This is a genomic window from Leisingera sp. M658, assembly GCF_025144145.1.
Lineage (GTDB): Bacteria > Pseudomonadota > Alphaproteobacteria > Rhodobacterales > Rhodobacteraceae > Leisingera.
Genome location: NZ_CP083547.1, coordinates 91,169 through 117,850, shown reverse-complemented (window position 1 = coordinate 117,850; position 26,682 = coordinate 91,169). Strand labels below are relative to the sequence as shown.

Below are 26,682 nucleotides of genomic sequence, written 5' to 3'. Positions count from 1 at the left end.
CTCCCCGCAAGCGGTGTCTAGGACCGCTTGCAAACTCCGCCCGTGCAACAAGCCTTAGGCTTTTGCAGGGGCGGCTTTTACATTTGGATGCAGGTTTTTGTAGGGAAACGAACCCAGATCGCAGGGAAACACACCCGGCGCCGCGACCGGATAGACAGCACTCGCCACCGGCTCAAAATCGGCGCGGAAATGGGCGGTGCTTTTGACGCAGATGGTGCGGAAACCCTCTGGCTGCAGCCCGATATGGGTGAAATGCGCCAGATCCAGGCATTGATTGCGGATGCTGGTCACCACCAGGGTGATATCTGCCTCGACCCCATGCAGCCGGAGTGCGGCCGTGAGGCCGAGCGTGGCAACCCCGCCGCCATACATCGCGCCGGTGTAACGACACATGCCATCGCCAAGCGCCACCACTTGAAATTCAGCCTCATAGGGGTGATCGCCGGGGGTGCCTGACCGCCCGCCAAGAGCTGCGCGGAAGATGGCCCCCTGCCCGGCCTCATGCGCTGCCGCCGCTGTCTGCGGGTCATGAAACAGCCCCATCAGCACAGCTTGCGCAGCCGCACCTGCCAATGCCGCCAGCAACCCTGTTGTGTCCGAGGTGCCGCCGGCACCCGGATTGTCCTGCACATCCGCCAGCACCACCGGTTTGCCCGCGCGCGGCTGGCAGGCAATTGCCGCGGCCTGCTGCGGCGTCAGCATCGGGTGTTCCGATTGGGATTCCAGTTTGGCAAACAGCGCCGCGATTTGGTCAGCCGTTTGTTCTGCCGCCGCAGCTGTTGTGCCATAGGCAACGCATGAGGGCCGGGTGTCCGGGAAATCCGCCGCAGTGAACCCCAGCGCGATATCCGCAACCACCCCGCCCTGCTCCAGCGGCGGCAATGATGTATAAAGCTGCCTGCCGGGTGTTGCCCCGGTGTATTGCGCATGCAGCGGGATCAGATAATCCAACTGCCGGAACGCCTTAAACAGCCGCTCCCCCGCCAGCAGCCGTTGCAGAACCGGCAGGCAGCGCGCGCCTGTTCCGGCCATATCCAGATGCGGATAGGTCCGGAAGATCGCGATGTAAGAGGACAATTCGACCGATGCCGCCGAGATATTGGCGTGCAGGTCCAAACTCACCACGATCGGCAGGTCCGGCCCCACCAGGGCGCGCACCCGGCGCAGGATCTCTCCCTCGCCGTCGGCATGTGTTTCGGTGACCATTGCCCCGTGCAGATCCAGGAAAATCCCGTCCAGCGGCCCGGAGGCGCGCAGCCCGTCCAGCAACCTGCCGCAGATGGTCTCAAAGGCGTGATCCGTCACATGTGCTGACGGTTCCGCTGAAGCCCATAAAACCGGCAGCAGTGTCATGCCCGCCGCCTCCGCCGCCGAAGCAAACCCCGCGACCGGCAGGTTCATGCCGCGGGTCTCAGAGATCACCTCGGCCCCATGCAGCATGGCAGGCCAGGAATCCGCCATTTCAAATTCCGCCAGCCCGGCCTTGGTGGTGCCGAAGCAATTGGTTTCATGCTGGAAACCCGCGATGGCAATGCGAGGATGTGTTTGCAAGCCTGTCATTGTCCCTGCATCCAGACTGTTTTGCCGCGGCGGATGGTCCGCGTGACCTTGATGGTCTCAATTCTGTCAGGGTCTTCCAGCGGGTTGCGGTTCAAAATTGCGAAATCCGCCAGCTTGCCAGCTTCGATGGAGCCGCGGCTGCCCTCCTTGAAAACCTGCCAGGCGGCATCGATGGTCTGCGCGCGCAGGGCGGACAGCGCGCTGATCCGCTGATCCTCGCCCAGCCGCCGGCCGCTGGCCGTCAGCCGGTTCATGGCGCAATGGGCCAGATGGATGGGCCGCGTCGGCGTCACCGAGGCATCATTATGGATGGTATAGCGCACCCCGAACCGCTCAGCCGAGGCACAGGGAGAGATCCGCCCGGCACGCTCCGGCCCCAGAAAGGTATCGTAATGCCGGTCGCCCCAGAAATGCACATGCGCCGGAAAGAAGCTGACGGTGATCCCCAGCCTGGCCATCTGCTGCAGCTGGTCGTCGCGCAGGGCCTGGCCGTGAATGATTGTATGGCGGTGATCACCCCGCGGGTTGGCCTCCAGCGCCGCGGCCACGGCATCAATGAACATCTGCGCGCCTGCATCGCCATTGCAGTGGCAGTGGATCTGATGGCCCAGATCATGCAGCTTTTTCACTTCGCGGCGGTGATCCGCCTCGGCTGCATAGGGCATCCCGCAGGGGTGCTCCGGGTCCACAGGGCGGTGATAAGGCGCGCTGAGGAATGCGGTCTGCAGCTGAAAGGCCCCGTCGGTGAACAGCTTGCGCGGGCCAAGGGTGAAATGCGGGTTGCCGGGCCAGTCCAGCGCATCGGGACCATCCGTCAGCGCAGGTTCCAGCTCGCCGATGGGCAGCAGCATCAGGTCATAGCCAGGATCCTGACCGCCGGGCAGCGAGGCGAAATGTTCCAGCATCTTGCGCGTGGCCCAGGCGTTTTGCGCATAGGTCACGCCATAAGACAGGTATTCATCGCGGCAGCTGTTGAAACCCGCCCAGAACCGTTCGCGGCTGATCAGGAAATCGGTGTCGCCCATCTCGCGCATTGCTGACAGACCCTCGATCAGACCGGTCAGCGCGCCGGTTTCCGGATCGCGTCCGAACCGCCCGCCCAAAGGGTCGGGCGTGTCGCGGTTCACCCCGTGAAGCTGCAATGCCAGTGAATTGGCTGATCCATTGTGGCCAGAGGCATGGATGACCCAAATGGGATGGTCCGTGGACACGCTGTCCAGCTCAGCCCGGGTCGGCATCCGGCCTTCGGCGATGGCAGTATTGTCGAACAGCACCCCCATCACCCATTCTCCGGCAGGCGTTTCCGCCGCTCTGACCCGCAGCCGCGCCAGCGCGGTCGGGATGTCAGGACAGTCGCCGCTGGGCGCCGAGGCAAGGTTGACCCGGAACAGCCGGATAAAGCCGGGATCGGGGAAATGCCCGTGCGGGTCGATAAAGGCGGGGATCAGGGTCTGACCTTGCAGATCAACCTCTTGCGTGCCGGCAGGCATTTGCGCACGCAGCTCGGACAAAGGCCCGACCATGCGGATGGTTTCGCCGCCGGTCAGAACCGCCTCGGGTGTGGAGTTGGCCGCATCCATCGTCAGGATCGGGCCATTGAAGTACAATGTGCGCGTCATGGTTTTCTTTTCTTTGCAGGATGTCAGCCGAGAGGCGCCAGGCACCGCAGCCCATGGCCTTTTTCGACCTCCCATTGCGGGGTCCGGGTGCAGATCTCCTGCGCAAACGGACAGCGCTCGCGGAATTCGCAGCCCGAGGGGCGTTTGAGCAGGCTGGGCGGCTCGCCTTTCAAGGCGATGCGTTCCAGCCGGGCGTCGGGGTCGGGTTCCGGGTTCGCGCTCAGCAGGCAACGGGTGTAAGGGTGGCGCGGGTGCTTAAAGATCGCCTCGGTGGTGCCTTCCTCGACCAGACGGCCCAGATAGAGGATACCCATCCGGTCCGCCACATGACGCACCACGTTCAGGTTGTGGGTGATGATCACCATCGCCAGACCCAGGCGTTCACGCAGGTCGTTCATCAGGTTCAGCAGTTCCCCCTGCACTGATACGTCCAGCCCTGCGGTGGGTTCGTCCGCCAGAATCAGCTTCGGCTCCAGCGCCAGCGCGCGGGCAACACCGACGCGGCGCGCCTGCCCGCCCGACAGCTGATAGGGATAGCGGTCGGCGAAATGCGAAGGCAGGTTCACCATTTCCAGCAGGCGCTTGGCCTCGGCGTCCAGATCGCGGTCCTTCATGCCCTGGATCCGGTAGGGTTCGGTGATCAGGCTGCGGATCGTCAGCCGCGGCGACAGGCTGCCGACCGGGTCCTGGAACATCATCGCGATGTCCTTGCGCAGGGGGCGCAGCGTGCGTTCCGACGCACCGCGGATTTCCTGGCCGTCGAATTTGACGGACCCCTCCTGTGCCGGCGCCATCCCGGCAATTGCCCGGATCACCGTGGTCTTGCCCGAGCCGCTTTCGCCCACCAGCGCATAGGTTTCGCCCGGCTCCACAGCAAAGCTCACACCGGCCAGCACATTGACCGGCCCATAGCTGGTCTTGAGGTCTTTGACATCCAGCAGGCTCATGTCGCGGCCTCCTTATGGTTCAGCCAGCAGGCGGCGTGGTGGCCCTCTTTCAGTTGTGCCAGTGGCGGCACATCAGTGGCACAGCGCGCCATTGCCTGCTCGCATCGGTCGCGGAAGATGCAGCCGCCGGGCAGGTTGGCAAGGTCCGGCACCTCACCGGGGATGGTGGGCAGAACGCGGGCGCGTTCCTTTATGTGGCCGGGATCGCAGTCGATCAGGCGGCGGGTGTAAGGGTGCTTGGGATCGTGGAAAATCTCGCGCACGTCGCCGCTTTCGATCACCGCGCCGGCGTACATCACCACCACGCGGTCGCACAGCTCGGCAATGACACCCAGATGATGCGAGATGAACAGGATGGCACAGTCGAATTCCTTCTGCAGCTCTTGCAGGCGCTCGATGATCTGCACCTCCAGCGTGGCATCCAGCGCCGTCGTCGGCTCATCCGCGATCAGCAAATCCGGTTCGGACATCAGCGCCATGGCGATGGCGATCCGCTGCCGCATGCCGCCGGAAAACTCATGCGGGAACTGGTCCAGCCGGGCCTCCGGGTCCGGGATGCCAACGGCACCCAGCATCTTGGCAGCCCGCTCTCGTTTTTCAGCCTTGGACGCCTTGGAACGGTGCTGGATATCCAGCATCTGCTGGCCGATAGACAGCACCGGATTGTGGGTCTGCATCGGGTCCTGAAACACGATGGAGATATCAGCGCCGCGCAAATCCCGCATCCGGCGTTCCGGCAGTTGCAGCAGGTCGTCGCCCTTGAACCGCACTTCACCGTTGCGGAACCGTGTATTGGGCGCGGTCAGCCGCAGAATGGACGAGATCAGGGTGGACTTGCCGCAGCCTGACTCGCCGACGATGCCGACAATCTCGCCCTTGCGCACATCAAAGCTGATATCACGCAGGGCCTTCAGGTCGCCACGGGCGGTTTCATAGTCGACGCTGAGGCGGTCGATTTCCAACAAGCTATCAGTCATCGCTGTTTCCTCAGTTTCGGGTCAACCACATCGCGCAAGCTCTCGCCCAGGAAGGTGAAGCCAAGTGTCGCAAGGATGATCGGCAAGCCCCCGCCCACCACCAGCCACGGGGTCTGGCGGATCAGCGAGTAGCCGTCTTTCAGCAGCGCCCCCCAGCTGGGTGTCGGCGGTTTCACCCCCAGGCCAAGGAACGACAGCCCGGCCTCCAGCGCGATCACGGTGGGGATATCCATCGCCGCCAGCACCGCCAGCACGCCGACGATATTGGGCAGCATATGCACCCCCAGGATCCGCTTCATGCTGGCCCCCATCGAGCGTTCGGCCAGAATGAATTCGGAATTGCGCAGGGTCAGCGTCTGGGTCCGCGCCACCCGGCCATAGGTCGGGATCGAGGTTGCCATGACCACCACAACCACGGTCTGCAGGCTTGGCCCCACCAGGGCGACCACGGCCAGCGCAAACATCACCGTCGGAAAGGAGCGGATGGTGTCGAAGAACAGCATCAAGAGGTTGTCGAGCCATTTCGGCCCGTAGCCTGCGATCATGCCCAGCGTCAGGCCGATGGCCATGGCGCCGAAGACTGCTGGCAGCGCCACTTTCAAGGCCACCTGACCGCCCATGATAACCCGCGAAAATGTATCGCGGCCCAGCTGGTCAGTGCCCAGGATGTGGGCGGCAGATGGCCCCTGCAGGCGGTCCTTGATGTTCATGGCCACGGGATCATATGGAACAATCCACACGGCAAGGAGGGCGCAGATCACGATGGTGCCGACGATGATCAGCCCCATCAGCCCCAGCGGGTCGCGGGCGACGCCGTGGATGATCTGGCCCAGTTCGGAACGGGATTTTGCCATATCTGCGTCCTCCTCAGTTTGCCGTGCGGGCGCGGGGGTCGAGCCAGGCGTTGATCAGATCGGCCAGCGCGGTGGAGACCACAAACAGGCCGGTTGAGATCAGCACAGATCCCATCACGATCGGGTAATTGCGGGTGGTGATACTGTCGATCACCAGCTTGCCAAGGCCGGGGCGGGCAAAGACGATCTCGGCAAAGACGGCAGAGGACAGCAGGAACCCCATGCCGACGCCGATCACCGTGACCACCGGCAGGATGGCGATGCGCAGTGCATAGACCATCACCACCCGGCGTTCGTTGATGCCAAAGGCGCGGGCGGTGCGGATGTGGCTTTCGCCCATCACCTCCAGCATTGAGGCGCGCACCAGCCGGGCGATATAACCGACCCAGCTGAGGCCAATGGCAAAGGACGGCAGCACCAGATGGTTCAGCCGGTCCCAGAAGCCCTCGCCGGCGCCGATGGCCGGGAACCACTGCAGATGCACCGCAAAGATCAAGAGCGACAGCAGCGCGACCACAAAGGCCGGCGCGGCGACAAAGCTGACGGAAATTGCCGCGGTGATCCGGTCGATCAGAGTGTTGGGATGCGCCGCCGCATAGGCCCCCAGCCCGATGCCCAGGGTGGCGGACCAAATGATCGATCCCAGGATCAGCCACAGGGTATGCGGCAATTGCTGGAACACAATGTCGGTCACCGAGCGTCCGGAAAACACATCAATCCCCAGATCGCCCTGCAAAAGATTGCCGTAAAAGATGACAAGCTGTTTCCAGACCGGCTGGTCCAGCGCCAGCTCCGCCGTCAGGCGCGCCTGCAGTTCTGGCGTGGCGCGCGGGCCGAGCATGATCTGGACCGGATCGCCGGGCACGGCGCGGATCATCAGGAACATGACGGTGACCGCCACGATCAGGATCAGCAGTGCCAGCCCGAAGCGCCGGAGTGCATAAAATAACATAGCCGCATGGCTCCCTTGTTCTCGCTGTGCGGAAGGTATTCGGCACGGCTGCACCGCAAATTGCAGCCGTGCCAGTCGGTCAGGCCTTGGGGAGGATCAGGCCTTGCCGAAGTAGCGCAGGAGTGCCAGCCCATCGGGCCGCAGTGCCGGCACAACGCCTGCCGAATGCACCACCGGGGTCGCCTCATGGGTCAGGAAGCGGTAGGCGCCGCTTTCCTCCATCAGGTCTTGCGCGCGCTGATACATCTCGGCGCGTTTGGCCTGGTCGGTCAGTTGCGAGGCCGAGGTGTGGATCTGGTCGTATTCTTCATTGCTGAAGCGCTCCCAGTTCCAATGGCCGACCTGCTCGGTGGTGAACCACGAGGTTGCGTAATACGGATCCGGCGTCATCGAGTAGCGGTTCAGCACCAGCTGCAGGTCCTCGTTGTCGGCACTGGCCCAGAAGGCACCGGATTCCAGCACGTTGACCTCAACCGTGATGCCGATCTGCGCCAGCGTCGCCTGGATCACCTGCGCCGCGGTGGTGAAGGTGGTCTTGTTCAACGTGTCCAGTTTCAGCGTCACGTTGGTCTCGCCGGAGTCTGCCAGCAATTCCGCGGCCTTGGCGAAATCCGCCTGCGGCGGCACCAGCGACTGCGGGCGGTTGCCTGCAAGGCCCGGAGCGATGATACCGGTGGAGGGGTCCACCGCCCCGAAATAGGCGGCCTCCAGCACCGAGGGCACATCAATCGCGTGCTGGATCGCCTGCCGCAGCTTCTTGTTCTGCAGCTTGGGGTGATCCAGGTTCATGCCGAGCCAAGTGTAATACAGCGACGGGTATTCCAGCAGGGTGCCGCCATTCGGCACCCCGTCGCGGTAACGCTGAACCGACCCCAAGGAGACGCGGGTGAAGTCCAGCTCACCGGCCTCAAAGGCGATCTCGGCGGTGTTCTCATCGTCAATCGGCAGGATTTCGATGGTGTCCCAGGCGGGCGCTTCGCCCTTCCAGTCCGGGTTGCGCTTCAGCACGGTCTTTTCCTTGGGCGACCAGCTGTCGCGCAGGTAGGGACCGGATTCTGCCAGCGGATCGGTGGTCGCCTTGCCGCCCGCAGCCTCCCAGGCCTTTTTCGACACGATGTTGCCGGTGATATAGGGCAGCGCGATGCTCCACAGCGGCGCAAAGGGTTCTTTCAGCACAATGGTGCCTTCGCGTTCGCCGGTCACTTCGACGTGGCTCAGCGGACCCATGTCAGGCTTGTTCGGGCTTTCGGTTTCATCCGCGACGATGCGTTCAAAGCTGAATTTCACATCTTCGGCAGTCATCGCGCCAAAGCCGTTGGTGAAGCCGATGTCATCGCGCAGCGCGAATTTGATATGGGTCTCGTCGCCCTGTTCGATCATCGCGGCGGCATCCATCTGCCAGTCCCATTCGCGGCCCGGCTTGTACTGGATCAGCTTGTTATAGATCGAGGCGTGGATTTCTTCGTCGATCACCCCCTTGGAAAACGCCGGGTCGATGCTTTGCAAATCACCGTAGGAGCGCACCCGCAGCGTGCCGCCCTCTGCCGCCATGGCGCGGCTTCCCAGGCCCATCGGCAGCGCAGCCGCCGCCCCAAGCGCGGTTGCACCTTTCAGAAAATTGCGGCGCCCCACCGGCGCTTTGGTCCATTCGATCTTCATTGTTTCCTCCCTTAAGATCAGATCAAAGAAGCCCGCGCGGAAGGGTTTCAGCCCATTCCTTTGTCAGGACTTCCGTTTCATCCGCGCCTTCGGTGGCGCGCAATTTGCGGATCAGATAGAAATTCTGCCCGTCGCAAAACATGGTGCTTTCGGTGTTGATGGCGACCTGCCAGCTTGGACAGATGCGGATAGCGGCGCTCCCACGTGCTGGCCCGGCCGGTGATGGCCAGCACGGCCTTGCCCTCGCACAATTCCTGTTCGGAAAATTCGCCATCAAAATCGCCCTCGCTGTCACCAGTGCCCTCCGGCATCCACAGGCGTGCCGCAAGCCGGCGCCCATCCGGCATCGGGATCCTGTGGTTAAGGGTTCTTTCAGCGGGCATTGCGGTCTCTGGCTGGGTTACAGTCCTTCTAGAAAACCCGGTTTCTTCAAATACGGAACTGTGCAAACATGCGCGAACTGACGCGGTAAGAAACGAACCAGCGTCAATTCGCGAAGGATACTGGGCTTTGCCGGAAAGTTTTTCAGAAAATCTGCGCTCGCTTTGTGCCGAGCATGGCAGCATCGCGCAGATCTGCCGCGAGATCGGCATCAACCGCCAGCAATTCAACCGCTACCTCAATGGCAGCAGCCTGCCCGCCGCCCACAACCTGCGCCGGATCGCCCGGTATTTCTCAATCCCGGAGGCGCAGCTGTTCACCGCGAACTCTGAATTCGAAACCCGGCTGGAGGAGGCCGCAGGTCCGGTGCAGCACAGCCCGGCAGACCGGTTCCTGTCGCCGTTCCGCGGCCAGCAGCGCAATCTCAAGCGCTACCTGGGCTTTTACCACGCCTACTTCCGCACTCCGTCCTGGGGCGAGGGGATCTTCTGCTCGCTGACCCGGTTTATTGAGCAGGACGGGTATATCCTGTCCCGCAACCTGGAAATCGCCCATGATCCCGAACAAAGCATCCGGCAGATTTCGCGGTATGAAGGCATGGTCACCCTGCGCGGCAACCGGCTGTTCATCACCGAGCATGAGCGCGCCCGCGAGGGCAGCGTGGCGCAGACCATCCTGTTTTCGGCCCACCGCCAGCAGCTGAAATACCTGCGCGGCATGACCATGGGGGTGGCCTGGCGGCCGTTTCCGCGCCCCTATGCGGCGCGGGCGATCTGGAAGCGCCTGGATGAGCGGGTCTCGGCGCGCGAGGCGATTGCCGCCTGTGGGGTGTATCCGGTCCGCAGCCCGCGGATCGATCCCACCGTGCGCAACTACCTGGAGACCCCGGATAAGGTGGATCTTCCCGAAGCACCGGGCAGCGTATTGTTTTGAGCAACGCTCCGGCCATTTGACCGGAATAGGGGGAGCCCGTTCAGACGGCCGCCACCGGGTTACCCCTTTATCAGCGCCAGCATTTCACCGTGCAGTCCCGGTGTCGCCGCCGAAATCACCCTGCCGTCGGAGCCCAGCCCCAGCGGCTGGCCGTCCCAATCGGTGATCACCCCGCCTGCGGCTTCGACGACCGCGGACACCGGCAGATAGTCATAGGGCTGAAGATCATAATCTATCACCGCATCCGCATGGCCTGCCGCCAGCAGCGCGTGCGGATAGCAGTCATAGGCAAAGCGGCGGGTCTGGCCGGCCTGCATCAGCCGCTCGAACAAATGCGGATAGTCGCGGTGGATCTTGTCGCCCTCGTTGACGAACAGGATCGACCGGTCCAGCCGGGTCTGGTCCGACACGCGGATCGGGGCGCCGTTCAGCGTGGCGCCTGCCCCGCGCACGCCCAGAAAGGTCTCCCCCAGGGCAGGCATCCCGATCACCCCTGCCTGAGGGACGCCGCCCTGCAAATACCCCAGCAGAAAGCCGAACAGCGGATGGCCCGCCAAAAACGACCGGGTGCCGTCGATCGGATCGATGATCCAGACATCGTTGCGGTCCGCACCGTCAAAGCCATGTTCCTCGCCAAAGATACCGTGGCCGGGGAAATGCTGGGTCAGATAGGCGCGCACCTTGTCCTCGATCGCCTTGTCGGCCTGGGTGACCGGGCTTTCATCCGCCTTGAATTCAACCCCGAGCCGGCCGCGGAAATAGCCGCGGGCAGCATCAGATGCGATTTCGGCAATCCGAACGGCGTGATCGGCGTAATCCTGTGTCGTCAGCATCGGTTGAGGCTCCACTCCCATGATCATCAGTCCCGGTTTCAGTCTGGCGGGCTCCAGGGTCCGGGGTGCCGGCAGTGACTGCGTTCTGCTGGATTTTAAACCGCTCGCCCAGCCGCCCGCCTCGATTCCCGGCGTGATGGCAGACTTTCGCGAGGATATGGATGAAGTCAACTGATTTTTGGAGAAATGACCGTTAATGCGGCGGTTATTGGCATTATCTTGGTATAATGCCTGATTTATCCTGCTGCATTGACCGTTTTTAAGGCGGGCGGATCTGAATGGGAATGGTGCATGCTGATGTCTGTTTCCCTGCGGCTGAAGCTAACCGGCCCCGGCCAGATGCCGGGTGGCCATGGAAAACAGCTCCGCCTGTGACGCAATTCCCAGTTTAGAATAGGCGTGATGCCGGTGGACTTTGACGGTGCCTTCAGCAATCCCAAGGTACGCGGCGGCCGAAGGCGTCGAATGCCCCTGCAAAACCAGTTGCACGACCTCCCGTTCCCGCGGGCTGAGGACGCCGGTGCCAAAGGTCTGCATCCGGTCCTCCCAATCCGGCTGTTGGAAGCCTTCTGCTGCCGCCTCTGCCTGCCCCCATTGCCGCCGGACCGCGGCGCAGATCACTTGGAACACTGCATTCAGCCGCGCGGTATCCGCCGCCTCAAACCGTTGCCGGCGGGCAAAACGGGCCAGCGAGACGATAATCCAGCGCTCTGCCCCGTCCTGTACCAGCACGCCAATCTCGTCGCTGATGCTGATCTTGCGGTAAAAGGCGCGGTAATATTCCGAGCGGAAGAACGCCTCGGGCGCCAGATCCATCAGCCGGTAGGCCCCCGGAGTACAGCCGTTACGGCAGGCCTGATACAGCGGATCGAGCAGATAGGGGCCGCTGGCATAGAATTCCACGGTGATCGCCGCCTGCAGCTCATCCAGATCCTGATACAGCGAGGCAGGCGGCAGCGCGCCCTCATAGCGTGAGATGACCATCGAATCAAAGCTGCAGCACTGCGACAGGATTTGCCGCAGCGCGCCGGGAAAGCGGTCGGTGCCAAGTGTTTCTGCCATAGCAGCCAGGGCGGTCACCCAGCCATCGGCCAACGGAGGATGGGGTATCTCAGCGGTCAAATCTATACCTATAGATATATGTCTTTTGCTAAGTTTACCGGCATAAGCACGGGTTTCAAACTGGGGCCGAACGGAATTTCAACCTAACGGAGCCTCAGATGACCGAAACCTCCAGCGTAAACCCAGTGCAGGGCGACCTGGCCTTTACCCGCGGCAGCGACCGCGGTGTGATTGCCGAGGCCAGCTATGCCGGCGCGCTCAGCTTTATGCGCCGCCGTTATACCCGCGATCTCAGCGGCGCGGATGTGGCGGTGATGGGCGTGCCCTTTGATCTTTCCGTCTCCAGCCGTTCCGGCACCCGGCTGGGGCCGCGCGCGGTGCGCTCTGGTTCCAGTCATATCGCCTGGTCGAAACCCTGGCCCTGGAAGGCAGACCCTTACGAGGCGCTGCGGGTTGTCGATTATGGCGATTGCGAGTTCGACTATGGTTATCCGCACAAGGTACCGGACCAGATCACCCAGGCTGCCCGTGATGTGCTGGCCAGTGATACCGCGCTGCTGTCGATCGGCGGCGATCATTTCATTACCTACCCGCTGCTTAAGGCGCATGCAGAGAAACACGGACCCCTCAGCCTGATCCAGTTCGACGCCCATTCCGACACCTGGGCGGACGAGGAAGGCCGCATCGATCACGGCACCATGTTGTGGCACGCCATCCGCGAAGGGCTGGTGGATCCCGCCCGCTCGGTCCAGGTCGGCATCCGCACCCATAATCCCGATCCGATGGGCATGAATATCATCGACGCCATCGAGGTGCAGAAATCCGGCCCCGAGGCGGTGGCAGAGAAAATCCGCGCCATCACCGGCGGCCGCAAAACTTATGTCACCTTCGACATCGACGCGCTGGAGCCTGCCTCGGCCCCCGGAACCGGCACGCCGGTGATTGGCGGCCTTAGCCCCTATCAGGCGCAGGAGATCATCCGCGGGCTGACGGGCATCGACGTGGTCGGCATGGACGTGGTCGAAGTCGCGCCGGCCTATGACATCTCTGAAATCACCGCCATCGCTGCGGCCACCATCGCCAATGATCTGCTCTGCCTCTACGCCGCCGGTCCCTCCGGCAAGCGGTGAGGCGGCTGGTGATGCGAAAGCGGTAAACGCCCCGGCTTCTGCAGCCGGGGCGGTCTTTGCGGCGGGCAGATTGCCGCCGCTGCTGATCCTGCGCTAGACAACCGCGCTGCCAGCGTAAGAAGGTGCAGGAACCCCTACTGAACCACCGGCTCCTGCGCCAGTTCCAGATGCAGTTCGCTGCCGGTGTAAGGGCTGGCAGCAATTGCGGCCTCGTCCAGCTCAACCCCCAGCCCTGGCTCCGTCGACGGGATCACATAGCCGTCTTCCCAGGTGATCGAGGATTTGAGGCAGGACATATAAGGCCCCTCAAAGGTACCGATCGACTCCAGGATCAGGAAGTTGGGACTGCAGGTTGCGATCTGAATGTTTGCCGCCGCCACCACCGGCCCGCAATACAGATGCGGTGCGATCTGCGCCTGCCGTGTTTCCGCCATGCTGGCGATTTTCTTGGCCTCCAGCAGGCCGCCGACGCGCCCCAGATCCATCTGCAGGATTGACGCAGCACCGGCCTCCAGCACGCGGGCGAATTCATGTTTGGTGCACAGCCGCTCACCGGTGGATATCGGCACCGAGGTGAACCGCGCCACCTCGGCCATATCAGCGGGGTTTTCCGGCGTGGTCGGCTCTTCGAACCACAAGGGTTCATAGGGTTCCAGCCGACGCGCCATCCGTTTGGCGCCCGAGACAGTGAACTGCCCATGGGTGCCGAACAGCAGATCGGCGCGGGTGCCGACCGCCTCGCGGATGCGTTTGCAGAACATCTCGCTGCGCTCCAGATCCGCCAGCCGCGGCTGATGCCCGTCATAGATCGTGTAAGGCCCGGCAGGGTCGAATTTCACCGCGGTGAACCCTTTGTCCACTTGCGCCAGCGCTGCCTCGGCGGCCATGTCCGGATCGTTGTAGACATTGGGCGTGTCCGGGTCCGGATAGACGTCGCCCTCAGCCGGGTACAAATAGGTGTAGCTGCGCAGACGCTCATGCACCTGGCCGCCCATCAGCTCATAGACCGGTTTGCCGGCTGCCTTGCCGATGATGTCCCAACAGGCCATTTCCAGCCCGCTGAGCACGCCCATCACGGTCACGTCAGGCCGCAGGGTGTAGCCCGCGCCATAAGATTTGCGCCACAGCTTCTCGATATGATGCGGATCACTGCCTGCGAACTGGCGCGCAAACATCTCCTCGGCCATCGCACAGCACAGATCGGGGCCGAATGTGGCGTTGTATATTTCCCCCGCACCGGTGATGCCGCAAGCGGTGGTCAGACGCACAAAGATGAAATAGCGCCCGCCGTGGCGCGGCGGCGGATTGCCGAACACAAAGGTTTCGATCTTGTCGAGCTTCATCTGTCACTTCCCTGTCATTCAGCTGCCAAAGGCCTGTTTTCATTGTCTTCCAGCACCATTTCAGCGCCACGCGCCGCCAGCATCATGGTAGGTGCATTGGTGTTGCCCGAGGTCACATTCGGAAACGCGGACGCATCGATCACCCGCAGCCCCGCCAGCCCATGCACCCTAAGGCGCGCGTCCAGAACGGAATCAGTTGCATCCTTGCCCATCCGGCAGGTGCAGGTCGCATGGAACACGCTGCCGGAGCGTTCCCGGAAATTCTCCAGCAGCGCCGCATCGTCCATTTCCAGAATATCCGGCGTCCGCCGCTCCCGCGTCACCGCCCTGATGGCCGGAGTCTGCGCCAGAGCTTGCAGCAAATGGCTGGCACGCACTGCGGTTGCCTTATCCTCGTCCGTTGACAGCGCGTTCGGCTCGATCCGCGGCGCCTGTCCCGGGTCCGCAGATTCGATGTTGATCTGTCCCCGGCTGGTCGGCCGGCTTGGCTGCACGCACAGCAGGAACCCGTTGTCCTTGTCGATCTGCGGCTTGCCATTGGCGCGTGTCGAGTAAGACGCCGGATTGCAGTAAACCTGCACATCCGGCAGTGCTGCGCCTTTGGTGCGGACAAGACCGCTGCACTGGTTCACCGGCACGCTTAAGGGTCCGTTACGGGTCAGCACATACTGCAGCCCGGCCTTCATCTGCCCGGCAAAACTGCCCAGCCGGTCGTTCAAAGTTGCCGTGTTGGCCCAAAAGAAATGCGACACCGCCAGATGGTCCTGCAGCCCCTGCCCGACCTGCGGCAAGTCATGTGCCACCGCAATTCCGTGCCGCTGCAGCAGCGCCGCCGGGCCGATGCCGGACAATTGCAGGAGTTGCGGCGAGTTCACCGCGCCTGCGCTCACGATCACCTCCCGCGCGGCCTTTGCCTGTATCACCCGGCCCTTCACCCGGTAGGCCACGCCGGTTGCCCGCCCGCCTGCTGTCAGCACCTTTTCCACCAGCGCGCCGCTGACCACAGTCAGATTGCCGCGCCTCAATGCAGGCCGCAGAAACGCATCCGCCGAGGACCAGCGCCGCCCGTCCTTCACCGTGCTGCGCACATAGCCCATGCCTTCGCCCGGCAGGGTATTGGCCCCGGCTTCAGCGCGCGCGTTCATATCCGGCAGGAACGGCCAGCCCATCTCCTGGGCACCGGCCAGAAAATTCCGGGCAAAAGGATGCATCTGCTCGCTCAGATCGGTGACCCGCACCGGGCCTTTGCCCCGCAGCCGGCGATTGCCGCCCTGCCACTCATCATGGCATTCCAGCGCCTCATAACTGCGGCGGACATTTTTCCAGCCCCAGCCCTTGGCGCCAGCCGTTTCCCAGTCGTCAAAATCATGCGGCAATCCGCGCACATAGGCCATCGCGTTGATCGAGCTGGAACCGCCCAGGACCTTGCCCCGCGGCCAATAGGCCTGGCGCCCGTTCAGGCCTGGATCCGGTGCCGCCGAATAGCGCCAGTTCACTGCCGGATCCGAAAAGGTGAACCCGTAACCCACTGGAACCTTGATCCAAAACCGCCGGTCAGTGCCGCCTGCTTCGATCAGCAGCACGGTGTAGCGGCCATTTGCCGTCAGCTTGTCTGCCAGCACACAGCCCGCCGAACCGGCCCCGGCGATAATAAAGTCATATGTTTGTGCCATGGCGAACCCGGGTCCCTTGATGCCCCCAGCTTGCGCATTGGCGTACAGTTAATTCAAACAATGGGTTTTGCCCCTAAGGCTAAGCTGTGCTTAAAGGTATGAATGACCAATCTGCCCCATGTCACCTGGCTGAAAGCCTTTGAGGCCGCCGCGCGGCTCAGCAGTTTTTCTGCCGCCGCCGAGGAGCTGGGCCTGACGCCCGCCGCCATCAGCCAGCAGATCCGGCTGCTGGAAAAACACCTGGACACCCAGCTGTTCAAACGCCTGCCCCGCGGCGTCGCGCTTACGGATACCGGCCAGGCCTATGCCCAGCCGATCCGCAAATCCTTTGACGAAATGCAGCGCGCCACCACCGGGCTGTTCAGCAAGAAACGCAAGCGGGTGGTGCGTCTGCGCGCGACGATCTCCTGCGCCGCGCTGGTGATCGCGCCGCAACTGGCCCGGTTCCAGGCCGAACACCCGGATATTCACGTGCAGCTGTCCTCCACCGTCTGGTCCAGCCGCTTTGACGAGGAGGCGCTGGACATCGACATCCGCTATGGCTCCGGCGACTGGCAGGAGGCGCAGATACAGCACCTGGGCCACGAAAACGCCATCCCGGTGTGCAGCCTCGCCTATGCTGCGACCTTGGGCAGGACGCCCTCAATCGAAGATCTGGCCCGCGCCGATGTGGTGCAGATCATTGGATCCGAAACCGACTGGGGCCGCTTGGCAGACCTGCACGGGCTGACCCTGCAGTTCACTGCCGACTGGCTCAAGGCCGACTCCTCGCTGCTGGCCCTGCAGACGGTGGCAGCAGGCCACGGCGTAACAATGGTGCTGGAAAGCTTTGCCCGGCAATACGTCGAGCAGGGGCTGGTGACCGCCCCGGCCGCATACAAACTGCCCAAACGCCGCTCGCACTACATGGTGATCAACGACCGCGCGGGCCAGCGGGAAGAACTGAAGGCTGTCGCCGCTTGGATAACGTCGCTGTATCAGGCGCTGACCTGAGAGGGTTTTCCCTGCCGTTCCCCGCGGGGACAGCGGCAGCAAACACTGCCCTCTACTCCTGCAGCGCGTCCAGCGAAGCGGCCATTGCACTCCACAACTCCTCTGCCGGTTCGGTGCCGACTGACAGCCGCACAAACCCCGGCGCCACGGCATCGCCCCAGCGGGCACGGCGCTCAGCCGAGGTATGCACCCCGCCAAAGGACGTCGCGGATCGGATCAGCGGGCAGGTGTTGATGAAGGCATCCGCTTGTTCCGCGCTGTCCAATGTGATCGAAATCAGAAAGCCGAACCGCGCCATCTGCTGTTTCGCCAGCTGATGCGAGGGGTCGGAAGCGAGGCCGGGGAAACGGATTTCCTGCACCAGCGGGTGCGCCGCCAGCCGTTCGGCCAGAACCTCCGCCGTGCTGCACATCCGGTCAAAGCGCACGTCCAAAGTCTCCAATCCCCGGTGCGCCAGCCAGGCCTCCTGCGGGCCGGGGATGCCGCCGCCGAACTGGCGCCACTCGCGCGCCGCCTTCAGGATGTCTTCGTTACGGGTGGCCAGATGCCCCATCAGCACATCCGAATGGCCGCCCGGCGCCTTGGTGTCGGAGGCCACAACCACATCCGCCCCCAGCTCCAGCGGGCGCTGGCCCAGCGGGGTCATGGTGGTGTTGTCAACGATCAGCAGCCCGCCCGCCGCGTGGACCGCATCAGCAATGGTGCGCAGATCGCAGAGATCCAGGCCGGGATTCGAAGGCGTCTCTGCAAAAACAACGTCAAAACCGTCAAAGCCGCCTTCGGCAAAACCGGTGATCGGGCGCTGGTGAACCTCAACGCCAAGGTTCTGCAAAAACCGCTCGCTGAGGCGCCGGGTGACATAGTAGCCGTCCGAGGGGATCAGCAGTTTTAACCCTGCTTTTACGGTTGCAAACAGCGCCGCTGAGATTGCCGCCATGCCGGACGGAAACGCCAGCGTTGGTGCGTCCTCCAGATAGGCCAGCATATGCTCAAGCTGCTCCCAGGTGGCGTTGTCGACGCGGCCATAGCTGGGGCCGCCGGTCCAGTCGCCGGGCAGGTGATACATTGAGCTTTGCGTGAGCGGCAGCGCCACCGGCTCGCCCTCAGAAAGTGTGTTGCCGCGCAGGTGCAGCATGGCGCCGGCTTTGGGGGCGGTGGGTGTGTCCATGGGCTGGCACCTTTCGTGAATGCGGGTTTCAGGAGTGATAACCGGCACAATCGAAAATGCAAATCGGCAGAAAGACACTTTGGAGAACTCGAACTGCAGAACAGAGGGCAGTCCCTGTCCGCGGGCGGAAGCGAAGCGCCCGCCCGTTTTGCTGAAAGCAAACCTTTGGTTTGACGGGGCGGACGGGCGCTGCCCGGCCTATCGGCCGGGCGAGTGGCTTATGATAGGCTTCAGGATCAACCCATCCAGCGGCGCACAGGTGCAGCGGCTTCTTCCAGCGCCTGGCAAACCACGTCAATCAGGGTCGGGCCGTCATGGGCAATGGCTTCCTTGATCGCGGGGTCCAAATCCTCGGTGCGCTCCACCCGCCAGGTCTTGACGCCAAATGCCTCGGCCACGGCGGCGTGGTTGGTACGATTGAAGTCCACATTATAATACCGCTTATCGCAGTCGTCGCGCTGGCTGGCCTTGATCCAGCCGAAGTTGGCGTTGGAGAACACCACATAGGTGATCGGGGCATTGCAGCGCACCACGGTTTCCAGCTCGCCGCAGGTGAAGTTGAAGGAACCGTCGCCCATCATCCCCACAACTTTGGAGCCGGGACGCCCGAACCAGGCACCCAGCGACGCCGACAAGGAATAGCCCAAAGCGCCATGAGCCCGGTTGGTGATATACTGCCGCCCCGGATGCTTCTGCTGCGAGTAGGCGTTGTAATAGGGGCAGCTGGTGCCGGGATCAGACACCACGATGGCGTCATCGGGCAGGTTGCGGTTCAGCGCGTGGATGATCTGCTCCGGCAGGACCTGATCGGTTGCGCTGTTTGCCAGCGCCTCGAACTTGGCGAATTTGCGCTGCTTGATATCGGCGATTTTCGCGGCCCCGCTGAACGTTGGCACTTCGCCCTCGTGGCTGTCCAGATAGGCATTGACCGCCTGCAGCGCCAGTTTCAGGTCGGCCACTACGCCCACCTCGGTCGGGTAATTGGCGCCGATGGTCATCGGGTCGTTGTCGAAATGCACGATCCGCTGGCCGGGCTTCGGCGCCTCCCAGCGCGAGGTGGTGGTGGAACCGGCGCGGCAACCCATGAAGATAACCAGATCGGCACCCTCCATCATTTCCCAGGTCTCATCCGTGCCGCCGTTGGAGCCGACCACGCCCAGCGATTGCGGGTGGGTATCGGCAAGCGAGCCTTTGCCGGAGATCGAGGTGCCGACGGCGATATCCAGGCGGGAGGCGAGCGTGCCCAGCTCTTCCATCGCGCCGGAAATTACCACGCCGCCGCCGCAGACGATCAGCGGTGATTTGGCGGTGAGGATGGCTTCAACCGCAGCCTCGGCTGCGCCCGGTTCGGGGGCTGCGCGGTAGGCGGGGTAGCTTTGATGCTTGGGATCGCCCCAGATATCATCCGCTGGGACATCATCATACTGAATGTCATACGGCAGGCCCAAGTGCGCCGAGCCGGACCGCCCGGTGGTCATCGCCCGGAACGCCTGGCGCACCATGCGCGGGATGTGGTCGGCGCGTTTGATCACCGTGTTGAACTTGGTCAGCGGCCCCATCAGGACCTCTTGATTGACCTCGGTCAGCGGGTATTTGCCGTAGGACCCCACGGAAATGTCGGTGGTGATCGCCAGCACCGCATATGAGCTTTCGTTGGCCTCGATCAGCCCCGGCAGGATGTAGGTGGCACCGCCGCCCGAGGGGCCTTCGCAGACGCCCACCCGGCCTGTCACGCGGGAAAACCCGTCGGCCATATAGGCAGCACTGCGCTCATCCCGGGTCAGGACATGGGTGATACCATGCTCCAGCCGGTTCATCGCGTCATAGAAGGGCAGCGTGGTGTCGCCGCAGAGGCCAAAGATATGGGTGACGCCGTGGGCCTCCAAAGAGCGCACCATCGCCTCGGCCCCGGTCAGCGCGTTGGTCATCGTGTTTTTCATGGGGCCCCCTAAAGCCGTCGTGAGATCTGTCCTGGAGCGGATGCCCAGGATTCGTGTTCTAAGTTGTATACAATTCTGTAGATAGATGTGAAGACTGAAATTCAGACGTCTTGAGCGGACGAATTTCCCGTTTCTTCACAGTGACTTACGCAAGCATGCTCTGGATGTACTCCCGCCAGGCTTTGGCAAAACTGGCCGCCAACTGCGACAACGGCCGCGCGCTGGGGGTCAGAATCGAATAGCCAAAAGGGATCTGCGGCTCAAACGGCAGAAACCGGATCCGGTCCTCATCCGGGTTGCTTCGGCGGTAGCTTTCAGCGCTAAGGACATCGACAATGGCGCAGGCCTGACCGGCGGCGATGAAGTGGAACAGCGGCAGGAAATATTGCGCGTCATAGCGCAGGTTGAATTCCACCCCCGCCTGCTGAAAGGCCTGCGAGGTGGCCTGATAGGTGTTGTGATCCGGCTGCAGCGCGCCCATTGGAACCCCGTTCAGATCGGCGGCAGTGATGGCTTCGCGGTCCGCCAGCGGATGGCCGGCCGGCACCGCGCACAGGCAATTGCTGGGCAGTTCTTCTGCCGTGTACAGCTTGCGGTCGCCGCGGAACCGGCTCATGTCGCAAAAGCCGATGTCGAAACTGCCGGCCGCCACCAGGCTGCGCACCTGCGGCGAGGACCGCGTTGCCAGCGTCACCCGCACCTCGGGTTTGCCATCCACAAAGCGGCTGATGAATTCCGGCAGCAGATAGGTTGACGGCCCCGGCATCGCCACGATCCGGATCGACCCCTGCACCCGGTCGCGCATATTGGCCAGGTTCTGCTGCGCAGTTTCCAGCCGCGACAGGATCTCGGTCGCCTCCTCCATCAGGTACTGCGCCTCGGGCACCGGCACCAGGCGGCGGCCCTCGCGCAGGAACAGGGTCAGGCCCAGCTCCTCCTCCAGCGTCTTGATGGCAGCGCTGATCGCGGGCTGGGTGCGGTGCAGGTTGCGCGCAGCCTGGCTGACCGATCCGGTTTTCATGACCTCGTGAAATACCGCAAGCTGATGAGAGTTCATGTTAAGCCACCATAAATTCCATCTATACATACCGTATAATTTTAAATTTGTACTTATGCATTTCCTTTTCCATGATGCAAAGATCGGAGGAGAAAGCTGCGGCAGCCAAGCTGCGGCCAATAATCAAGGGAAGAGATTATGGGAATTTTCAAGAAACTGACCGGGGCCGCATTGGCCTGCACCATGCTGACCGGCGCTGCTGCGGCGCAGGATATGACCTTTTTCCGCATCGGCACCGGCGGCGCGGGCGGCACTTACTTCCCGATCGGCGGCATCATCGCCAATGCGATTTCCAACCCGCCCGGCTCGCGTGCGTGTGACGAAGGCGGCAATTGCGGCGTGCCCGGTCTGGTGGCAATGGCGCAGTCGACCAATGCCTCGGCCCATAATGTGAACGCCATTCAGAACGGCCAGATGGAGGCAGGCCTGTCCGGCGCTGCAACCCTGCATTTTGCCTATCACGGCACCGGCAAGTTCGAAGGCAATGCCAAGCCCGACCTGCGGGTGATTGCCAACCTGTTCCCCGAAGACCTGCATCTGGTACTGCCCGAAGGCCACAAGCTGGACGGTCTTGCCGACCTCAAGGGCAAGCGCGTGGGCATTGCCCAGGCCGGCTCTGGCACCCAGATCGCGGTTGAGCTGATCCTGGATGACCACGGTGTCAACCGCGACAACATGGACGAGGCCGAGCTGAACAACGCCCAATCCGCCGAGCGCATCGCCGACGGCCAGCTGGACGCCTACTTCTATGCGGCCGGCACGCCCGTCGCAGCGATGATCCAGCTGGATAACACCAAGGGCATGGAGCTGCACAACTGGTCCGCGGAAGAGATCAAACAAGCCAACACCACCGTGCCCTATTACATCCCTTCGACCATTCCGGCGGGCACCTATCCGGGTGTGGACTATGACGTGAACACCGTGGCGGTTTCCGGCATGCTGGTCACCAATGCCAATATGGATGAAGAGCTGATCTATGGCATCACCAAGGCGATGTGGTCCGACACCGCCCGCAAGCTGCTGGACAACGGCCACCCCAAGGGCAAGGCGATCACCCTGGAAACCGCGCTGGAAGGCGTGGAAGGCATCGGCGTTCCGCTGCATCCGGGTGCTGAGCGGTTCTACCGCGAAATCGGCCTGCTGAAGTAACTCCTCCCCCCTGAACTGCGGCAGCAGGGTCCGCCTTGCTGCCGCCTTTTGTTTCCCGGTGCCCCTGCCCGCCTGCTGCCCGCAAAGCGCAGACGCAGGACGCTCGCGCCGTTGACCCTGCTAGACTGGAACTGCCGATGTCCCTGGACACTCACCTTGACAACAAAGCGCTGGAGGAGCTGGAGAAGCAGTATGACTCCGCTCTGAACACGCGCGACAACGGACCCAGGCTGACGGGGTTCATCTATTGGGCCAGCATCGTCTTTGCCCTGTATCATCTGTGGACGGCTGGGTTCGGCACCCCGGTGGACCATGTGCATATGGGCATTCACCTGGCTGGGCTGTTCCTGTTCATCTTTGTCGGCTTTCCTCTGATCAAATCGGCGCGCAGCCTGGAATGGCGCGGGCCGAACTTGCTGCGCCCCGGCAATGTGCCGCTCTATGACTGGGCGCTGACCGGTCTCAGCATGGCGGCGGCGCTGTTCCTGTGGGTCAGCTGGCGCGGTTTTGACATGTTCGGGTTCGACATCGCCGAGCAGGCGCTGCGGCAGGGCAACCCGTCCAGCCTGGATGTGTTCTTTGGCTCTGTGCTGATCCTGACGGTGCTGGAAATTGCGCGGCGCACCATCGGCTTTGTGCTGCCGCTGATCATTCTGGTATTCATGGTCTATGCGCTGTTCGGCCCCTATATGCCCGCGCAGATCCTGAAGCATCCGGGCGTCAACTGGCAGCAGTTCGTCAACAATATGTACTTCCCGTCCGAGGGTATATTCGGCGTGACGCTGTGGGTGGTTTCCACCGTGGTGTTCCACTTTGTGCTGTTCGGCGTGGTGGCGCAGCGGATGGGGCTGGGGCAGTTCTTTGTCGACAATGCGATGATCGTGGCAGGCCGTTACACCGGCGGCCCGGCCAAAGTGTCGGTTGTCTCCTCGGCCTTCTTCGGGACCATTTCCGGCTCGTCGATTGCCAACACCGTCTCCACCGGCTCGCTCACCATCCCCAATATGAAAAAGATGGGCTACCCCGGCCATTTCGCAGGCGGGGTTGAGGCTGCGGCGTCAGCTGGCGGGCAGATCACCCCGCCGATCATGGGGGCAGCCTCCTTCTTGATGGCCGAATATCTGGAGGTGCCTTACACCACCATCGTGATTGCAGCGATTGTGCCGGCGATGATGCATTACATCGGGGTGATCTCGATTGTGCATTTCACCGCCAAGAAACTGGGCCTGACCGCCTATCCCAAGGAGCAGCTGCCCAAATTCCTGGCAGTGTGGAAGGACGGCTGGTACACTATCGTGCCGCTGATTGCCCTGCTTCTGGTGCTGTTCTCGGGCTATTCACCGAATATGGCGGCCTTTATCGGCCTTAGCCTCTGTGTCGTGGTGGGTTTCTGCGCCTTTGACAAACCCGCAACCCTGCTGGTGCCGCTGGCCTTGCTCGGGTTCATATTCTGGAAGGCCTCGCCCTATTCCGGCGAGGGATATTCGCCGGTGATGGCGGGCATGCTGGCCGCGCTGACGCTGGTGGGCTGCATGCACCGCAATGAACGGCAAAGCTTCCGCGACTTGTTCGACAGCTTCCACGTCGGCGTGCAGTATGCGCTGGCGGTGGGTGCGGCCTCGGCTGCGGTGGGCATCGTCGTGGGTGTGATCAACACCACCGGCGTTGGCTTTCGCCTGGGCTTTATGGTCACCGGCGGCGCGGCGGATATGGCCACGGCAATTGCGCCGCTCTTGGACTGGACAACGATTGAGGCGTTCAGCCAGCCGTCGATCCAGCAGTTCCTGTCACTGGTGCTGATTGCCGTGGCCTGCATCCTGATGGGGGCCGGCCTGCCGACCACGGCGTTGTACATCATGCTGGTGGCGGTTGCGACGCCGGCCCTCAGCCAGCTGGGCGTGCCGCCGCTCGCCACCCATATGTTCGTGCTCTACTACGGTGTGATCTCCGAGATCACCCCGCCGGTCTGCGCCTCGGCCTATGCGGCGGCGGGAATTGCGGGATCGAACCCGTTCCGCACCGGATTGAATGCCTTCACGCTGGGGCTGGGCAAGCTGATGGTGCCGATGGTGTTTGTCTACGCGCCCACCATGCTGATCGTGCTGCCCGAGCATTTCACCCTGCTAAGCTTCACCCAGGTCACACTGACCTGTGCGGCAGGCGTCTTTGCCATCGCCACTGCGGTGTCGGCCTATTTCCTGGCGCCGCTCACGGGGCTGTGGCGGCTGCTGATGGCAATCGGCGGACTGTTGCTGGTGGCGCCCTCGGGCGGCTCTGACATCGCCGCCCTTGTGGTGATGGCGCCGGTGCTGCTGCAGCAGCTGGGCCAGCAGCGCAAACTGCAGGCTGAGGCTGCCCGATGAGCACCCCTGCCACCCCTGATGTGCCTGGTTCTCCCGATGTAACAGTCCTGGGCGCCGGGATCGTCGGCATCTGCTCGGCCTTGTCGCTGGCCGGGCGGGGGCTGCGGGTCCGGCTCATCGACCGGGATGCGCCGGGTCAGGCAACGTCTTACGGCAATGCCGGCATCATCTCGCCCTGGTCGGTGGTGCCGCAATCAATGCCCGGCTTGTGGAAAAAGGTGCCCGGCTGGCTGCTGGACCCGCTGGGCCCGGTCGCGGTGAAGCCCGCCTATCTGCCCAAGGTCGCGCCCTGGGGGCTGCGGTTCCTATCCGAAGGGCGCGCCGGGCGGATACAGGAAATCTCGGATGCAATGGGGTTTCTGTGCAGGGATTGTGTGGAGGGTTTCCGCGTTCATTTGGCCGGAACCGGTCATGAGGATCTGGTGCAGGACAGCTACTACGTCCATGCATCCCGCAACCCGGATGAGGCTGACCTGAACAGTACCGGCAACCGGCTGCGGGCCGCGCAGGGTGCAGAGATGGAGCGGATCGGCGCTGCCGAGCTGCGCGATCTGGAACCGGCGCTGACGCCGGAATTTCAGGCAGCGGTCCTGATAAAGGGCCAGGCGCGGGCGCTCTCTCCCGGCCGGATCGGCACGGTGCTGGCAGAAAAGCTCCAATCCGTGGGCGGTGAAATCCTGCAGCAAACCGTGCGGGGCATCCTGCCCGCACAAACCGGCGGCTGGACCTATACCACCGAAGCGGGCCAGGAATGGACACCCAAGCTGGTGCTGGCGATGGGGGTCTGGTCGGGCGAGCTGCTGAAGCAGCTGGGGATCAAGATCCCGATGGAATCGGAACGCGGCTACCATGTGTCCTTCAAAAACCCCGGCGTCGCGCTGAACAATTCGATCATGGATATGGACATGAAATTCGTGGCCTCCTCGATGGAGGAAGGGCTGCGGGTGGCCGGCACTGCCGAATTTGCAGGCCTGGATCAGCCGCTCAATCAGAAGCGACTCGACGGGCTGGCGGAGCTGGCCAAGGCACTGCTACCGGATCTGCAGGCCGGCGACATGGGCACCTGGTCCGGCCAGCGCCCCAGCCTGCCCGACAGCCTGCCCTGCATTGGCGAGGTCGAGGGTTTTCCCGATCTGATCGCCGCTTTCGGCCACAGCCATTACGGCCTGATGATGGCCCCGAAAACCGGACGGCTGGTGGCCGATATCGTCAGCGGCACACCGGTGAACGAAGACCTCGCGCCGTTCCGCGCGCGGCGGTATGAAAGGATCAAGGCATGACCATCCACCCCGGCGGGCAGAACATCTGCGGCGTCTCCATCGGCGTCCTGGCGCTGGAGAGCTATTTCCCCAAGCCCCCCGGCCATATCAAGAACCCCTCCAGCCTGCAGTTCACCACGCTGTATGAAATGCTGGACGGGATCACCGTGCCGAAACTGCTGGCCAACCCCACCGGCGAGATGAAGGACCGGCTGATCGAGGCCGCCAGGCGGCTGGAGGCCAAAGGCGTACGCGCCATCACCGGTTCCTGCGGGTTTCTGGCGATCTTCCAGCGGGAGATTGCCGCGGCAGTGAATGTGCCGGTGTTTGTCTCCTCGCTGATCCAGGTGCCGCTGGCGCATCAGATGACCGGGCGCACTGTTGGGGTGATCACCGCCTCCGCCGGCAGCCTGACCGATGCCCATATGCGCGGCGTAGGCGCTGAACACACACCCGTGGTGGTGCAGGGGCTGGATGATGCGGAAGAATTTTCAACCGTGATCCTGCGCAATGAGCGCACGGCGATGGATCTGGCCAAGGTCGAGGCAGAGCTGCTGGCCGCCGCCAAAGGCATGATCGCCCGCAATCCGGAGATCGGCCCGATCGTGCTGGAATGCACCGATCTGCCGCCCTATGCTCATGTGCTGCAGGCAGAACTGAACCGGCCGGTGTTCGACATCATCACCCTGTCTGAGATGGTGCATAGGGCTGCTTTGCGTGTGCCTTTCCCGGGTTTCATCACCTGAAACGCTGAGGGCGGCGTCCGACCCTGGGTGGGTGCGAAAGCGCCCTCCCGTGGGGAGGGTCGGGCGCTGCCCGGCGTGCAGCCG

23 protein-coding genes are annotated in these 26,682 nt (G+C 63.0%); 8 read left to right on the top strand and 15 right to left on the bottom strand.

All coding sequences use genetic code 11. The features are described 5' to 3' along the window. Positions 1–54: 54 nt before the first annotated feature. The 8 genes from K3724_RS21680 to K3724_RS21645 form a co-directional block, all read right to left on the bottom strand. Positions 55–1,560 (bottom strand): M81 family metallopeptidase, encoded by a 1,506-nt coding sequence (locus tag K3724_RS21680; RefSeq protein WP_259992770.1) that lies wholly within the window; start codon positions 1,558–1,560, stop codon positions 55–57. Beyond that, complete coding sequence (locus K3724_RS21675) at positions 1,557–3,179, bottom strand: amidohydrolase (RefSeq protein ID WP_259992769.1); 1,623 nt, start codon at positions 3,177–3,179, stop codon at positions 1,557–1,559. The genes K3724_RS21680 and K3724_RS21675 overlap by 4 nt, the downstream gene beginning before the upstream one ends. 23 nt (positions 3,180–3,202) lie before the next feature. Beyond that, entirely contained in the window at positions 3,203–4,126 is a 924-nt protein-coding gene (locus tag K3724_RS21670; protein ID WP_259992768.1) for an ABC transporter ATP-binding protein, read from the bottom strand. Then, positions 4,123–5,103 carry an ABC transporter ATP-binding protein gene (locus tag K3724_RS21665; protein WP_259992767.1) on the bottom strand — a complete coding sequence of 327 codons (981 nt, stop codon included), beginning with the start codon at positions 5,101–5,103 and terminating at the stop codon, positions 4,123–4,125. The genes K3724_RS21670 and K3724_RS21665 overlap by 4 nt, the downstream gene beginning before the upstream one ends. Further along, entirely contained in the window at positions 5,100–5,957 is an 858-nt protein-coding gene (locus tag K3724_RS21660) for an ABC transporter permease (protein WP_259992766.1), read from the bottom strand. The genes K3724_RS21665 and K3724_RS21660 overlap by 4 nt, the downstream gene beginning before the upstream one ends. 13 nt (positions 5,958–5,970) lie before the next feature. Then, entirely contained in the window at positions 5,971–6,909 is a 939-nt protein-coding gene (locus tag K3724_RS21655; RefSeq protein WP_259992765.1) for an ABC transporter permease, read from the bottom strand. Between the two features lie 96 nt (positions 6,910–7,005). Further along, complete coding sequence (locus tag K3724_RS21650; protein WP_259992763.1) at positions 7,006–8,568, bottom strand: ABC transporter substrate-binding protein; 1,563 nt, start codon at positions 8,566–8,568, stop codon at positions 7,006–7,008. Positions 8,569–8,645: 77 nt separating this feature from the next. Next, on the bottom strand, positions 8,646–8,879 hold the full coding sequence (locus K3724_RS21645; RefSeq protein WP_259992761.1) for a hypothetical protein: 234 nt from the start codon (positions 8,877–8,879) through the stop codon (positions 8,646–8,648). A 199-nt stretch (positions 8,880–9,078) separates the two neighbouring features. On the opposite strand from K3724_RS21645, the gene K3724_RS21640 reads away from it, so the two are divergent. Then, positions 9,079–9,882: a helix-turn-helix transcriptional regulator gene (locus K3724_RS21640; protein WP_259992760.1), complete on the top strand. Its 804-nt coding sequence runs from the start codon at positions 9,079–9,081 to the stop codon at positions 9,880–9,882. A gap of 59 nt (positions 9,883–9,941) precedes the next feature. Here K3724_RS21640 and K3724_RS21635 read toward each other — a convergent pair whose 3' ends face one another. Then, a complete protein-coding gene (locus K3724_RS21635) occupies positions 9,942–10,715 on the bottom strand; it encodes an inositol monophosphatase family protein (protein WP_259992759.1) in 774 nt (257 codons plus the stop codon). 19 nt (positions 10,716–10,734) lie between these two features. Here K3724_RS21635 and K3724_RS21630 point away from each other — a divergent pair, with 19 nt between their 5' ends. Then, positions 10,735–10,890 carry a hypothetical protein gene (locus K3724_RS21630; RefSeq protein WP_259992758.1) on the top strand — a complete coding sequence of 52 codons (156 nt, stop codon included), beginning with the start codon at positions 10,735–10,737 and terminating at the stop codon, positions 10,888–10,890. A gap of 146 nt (positions 10,891–11,036) precedes the next feature. Here K3724_RS21630 and K3724_RS21625 read toward each other — a convergent pair whose 3' ends face one another. Beyond that, positions 11,037–11,777: a LuxR C-terminal-related transcriptional regulator gene (locus K3724_RS21625; protein ID WP_259992757.1), complete on the bottom strand. Its 741-nt coding sequence runs from the start codon at positions 11,775–11,777 to the stop codon at positions 11,037–11,039. Between the two features lie 158 nt (positions 11,778–11,935). On the opposite strand from K3724_RS21625, the gene speB reads away from it, so the two are divergent. Next, a complete protein-coding gene (gene speB / locus K3724_RS21620) occupies positions 11,936–12,907 on the top strand; it encodes an agmatinase (RefSeq protein ID WP_259992756.1) in 972 nt (323 codons plus the stop codon). 134 nt (positions 12,908–13,041) lie between these two features. Here the strand turns inward: speB and K3724_RS21615 are convergent, their stop codons facing one another. Together K3724_RS21615 and K3724_RS21610 are read right to left on the bottom strand one after the other, a co-directional pair. Beyond that, entirely contained in the window at positions 13,042–14,250 is a 1,209-nt protein-coding gene (locus K3724_RS21615; protein WP_259992755.1) for a mandelate racemase/muconate lactonizing enzyme family protein, read from the bottom strand. A 14-nt stretch (positions 14,251–14,264) separates the two neighbouring features. Beyond that, positions 14,265–15,923, bottom strand: coding sequence for a GMC family oxidoreductase (locus K3724_RS21610; RefSeq protein ID WP_259992754.1), 1,659 nt, complete (start codon positions 15,921–15,923; stop codon positions 14,265–14,267). A 102-nt stretch (positions 15,924–16,025) separates the two neighbouring features. On the opposite strand from K3724_RS21610, the gene K3724_RS21605 reads away from it, so the two are divergent. After that, positions 16,026–16,916, top strand: a complete 891-nt coding sequence (locus tag K3724_RS21605) for a LysR substrate-binding domain-containing protein (protein ID WP_259992753.1) — start codon at positions 16,026–16,028, stop codon at positions 16,914–16,916. A gap of 52 nt (positions 16,917–16,968) precedes the next feature. Here K3724_RS21605 and K3724_RS21600 read toward each other — a convergent pair whose 3' ends face one another. The 3 genes from K3724_RS21600 to K3724_RS21590 form a co-directional block, all read right to left on the bottom strand. Next, positions 16,969–18,084, bottom strand: coding sequence for a cystathionine gamma-lyase (locus tag K3724_RS21600; RefSeq protein WP_259992751.1), 1,116 nt, complete (start codon positions 18,082–18,084; stop codon positions 16,969–16,971). Between the two features lie 236 nt (positions 18,085–18,320). Beyond that, the gene (locus K3724_RS21595) at positions 18,321–20,012 is read right to left on the bottom strand and encodes a thiamine pyrophosphate-binding protein (protein WP_259992907.1); all 1,692 of its coding nucleotides are present in this window, start codon (positions 20,010–20,012) and stop codon (positions 18,321–18,323) included. Positions 20,013–20,169: 157 nt separating this feature from the next. Beyond that, a complete protein-coding gene (locus K3724_RS21590) occupies positions 20,170–21,081 on the bottom strand; it encodes a LysR family transcriptional regulator (protein ID WP_259992749.1) in 912 nt (303 codons plus the stop codon). A 138-nt stretch (positions 21,082–21,219) separates the two neighbouring features. On the opposite strand from K3724_RS21590, the gene K3724_RS21585 reads away from it, so the two are divergent. From K3724_RS21585 to K3724_RS21570, 4 genes are all read left to right on the top strand, one after another. Continuing rightward, positions 21,220–22,230: a TAXI family TRAP transporter solute-binding subunit gene (locus K3724_RS21585; protein ID WP_129373045.1), complete on the top strand. Its 1,011-nt coding sequence runs from the start codon at positions 21,220–21,222 to the stop codon at positions 22,228–22,230. A 137-nt stretch (positions 22,231–22,367) separates the two neighbouring features. Then, a complete protein-coding gene (locus K3724_RS21580; protein WP_259992744.1) occupies positions 22,368–24,593 on the top strand; it encodes a TRAP transporter permease in 2,226 nt (741 codons plus the stop codon). Beyond that, positions 24,590–25,873 carry an FAD-binding oxidoreductase gene (locus tag K3724_RS21575; RefSeq protein WP_259992743.1) on the top strand — a complete coding sequence of 428 codons (1,284 nt, stop codon included), beginning with the start codon at positions 24,590–24,592 and terminating at the stop codon, positions 25,871–25,873. Before K3724_RS21580 ends, K3724_RS21575 begins: the two co-directional genes overlap by 4 nt. Continuing rightward, on the top strand, positions 25,870–26,598 hold the full coding sequence (locus K3724_RS21570) for an aspartate/glutamate racemase family protein (RefSeq protein WP_259992742.1): 729 nt from the start codon (positions 25,870–25,872) through the stop codon (positions 26,596–26,598). Before K3724_RS21575 ends, K3724_RS21570 begins: the two co-directional genes overlap by 4 nt. Positions 26,599–26,682 lie beyond the last annotated feature (84 nt).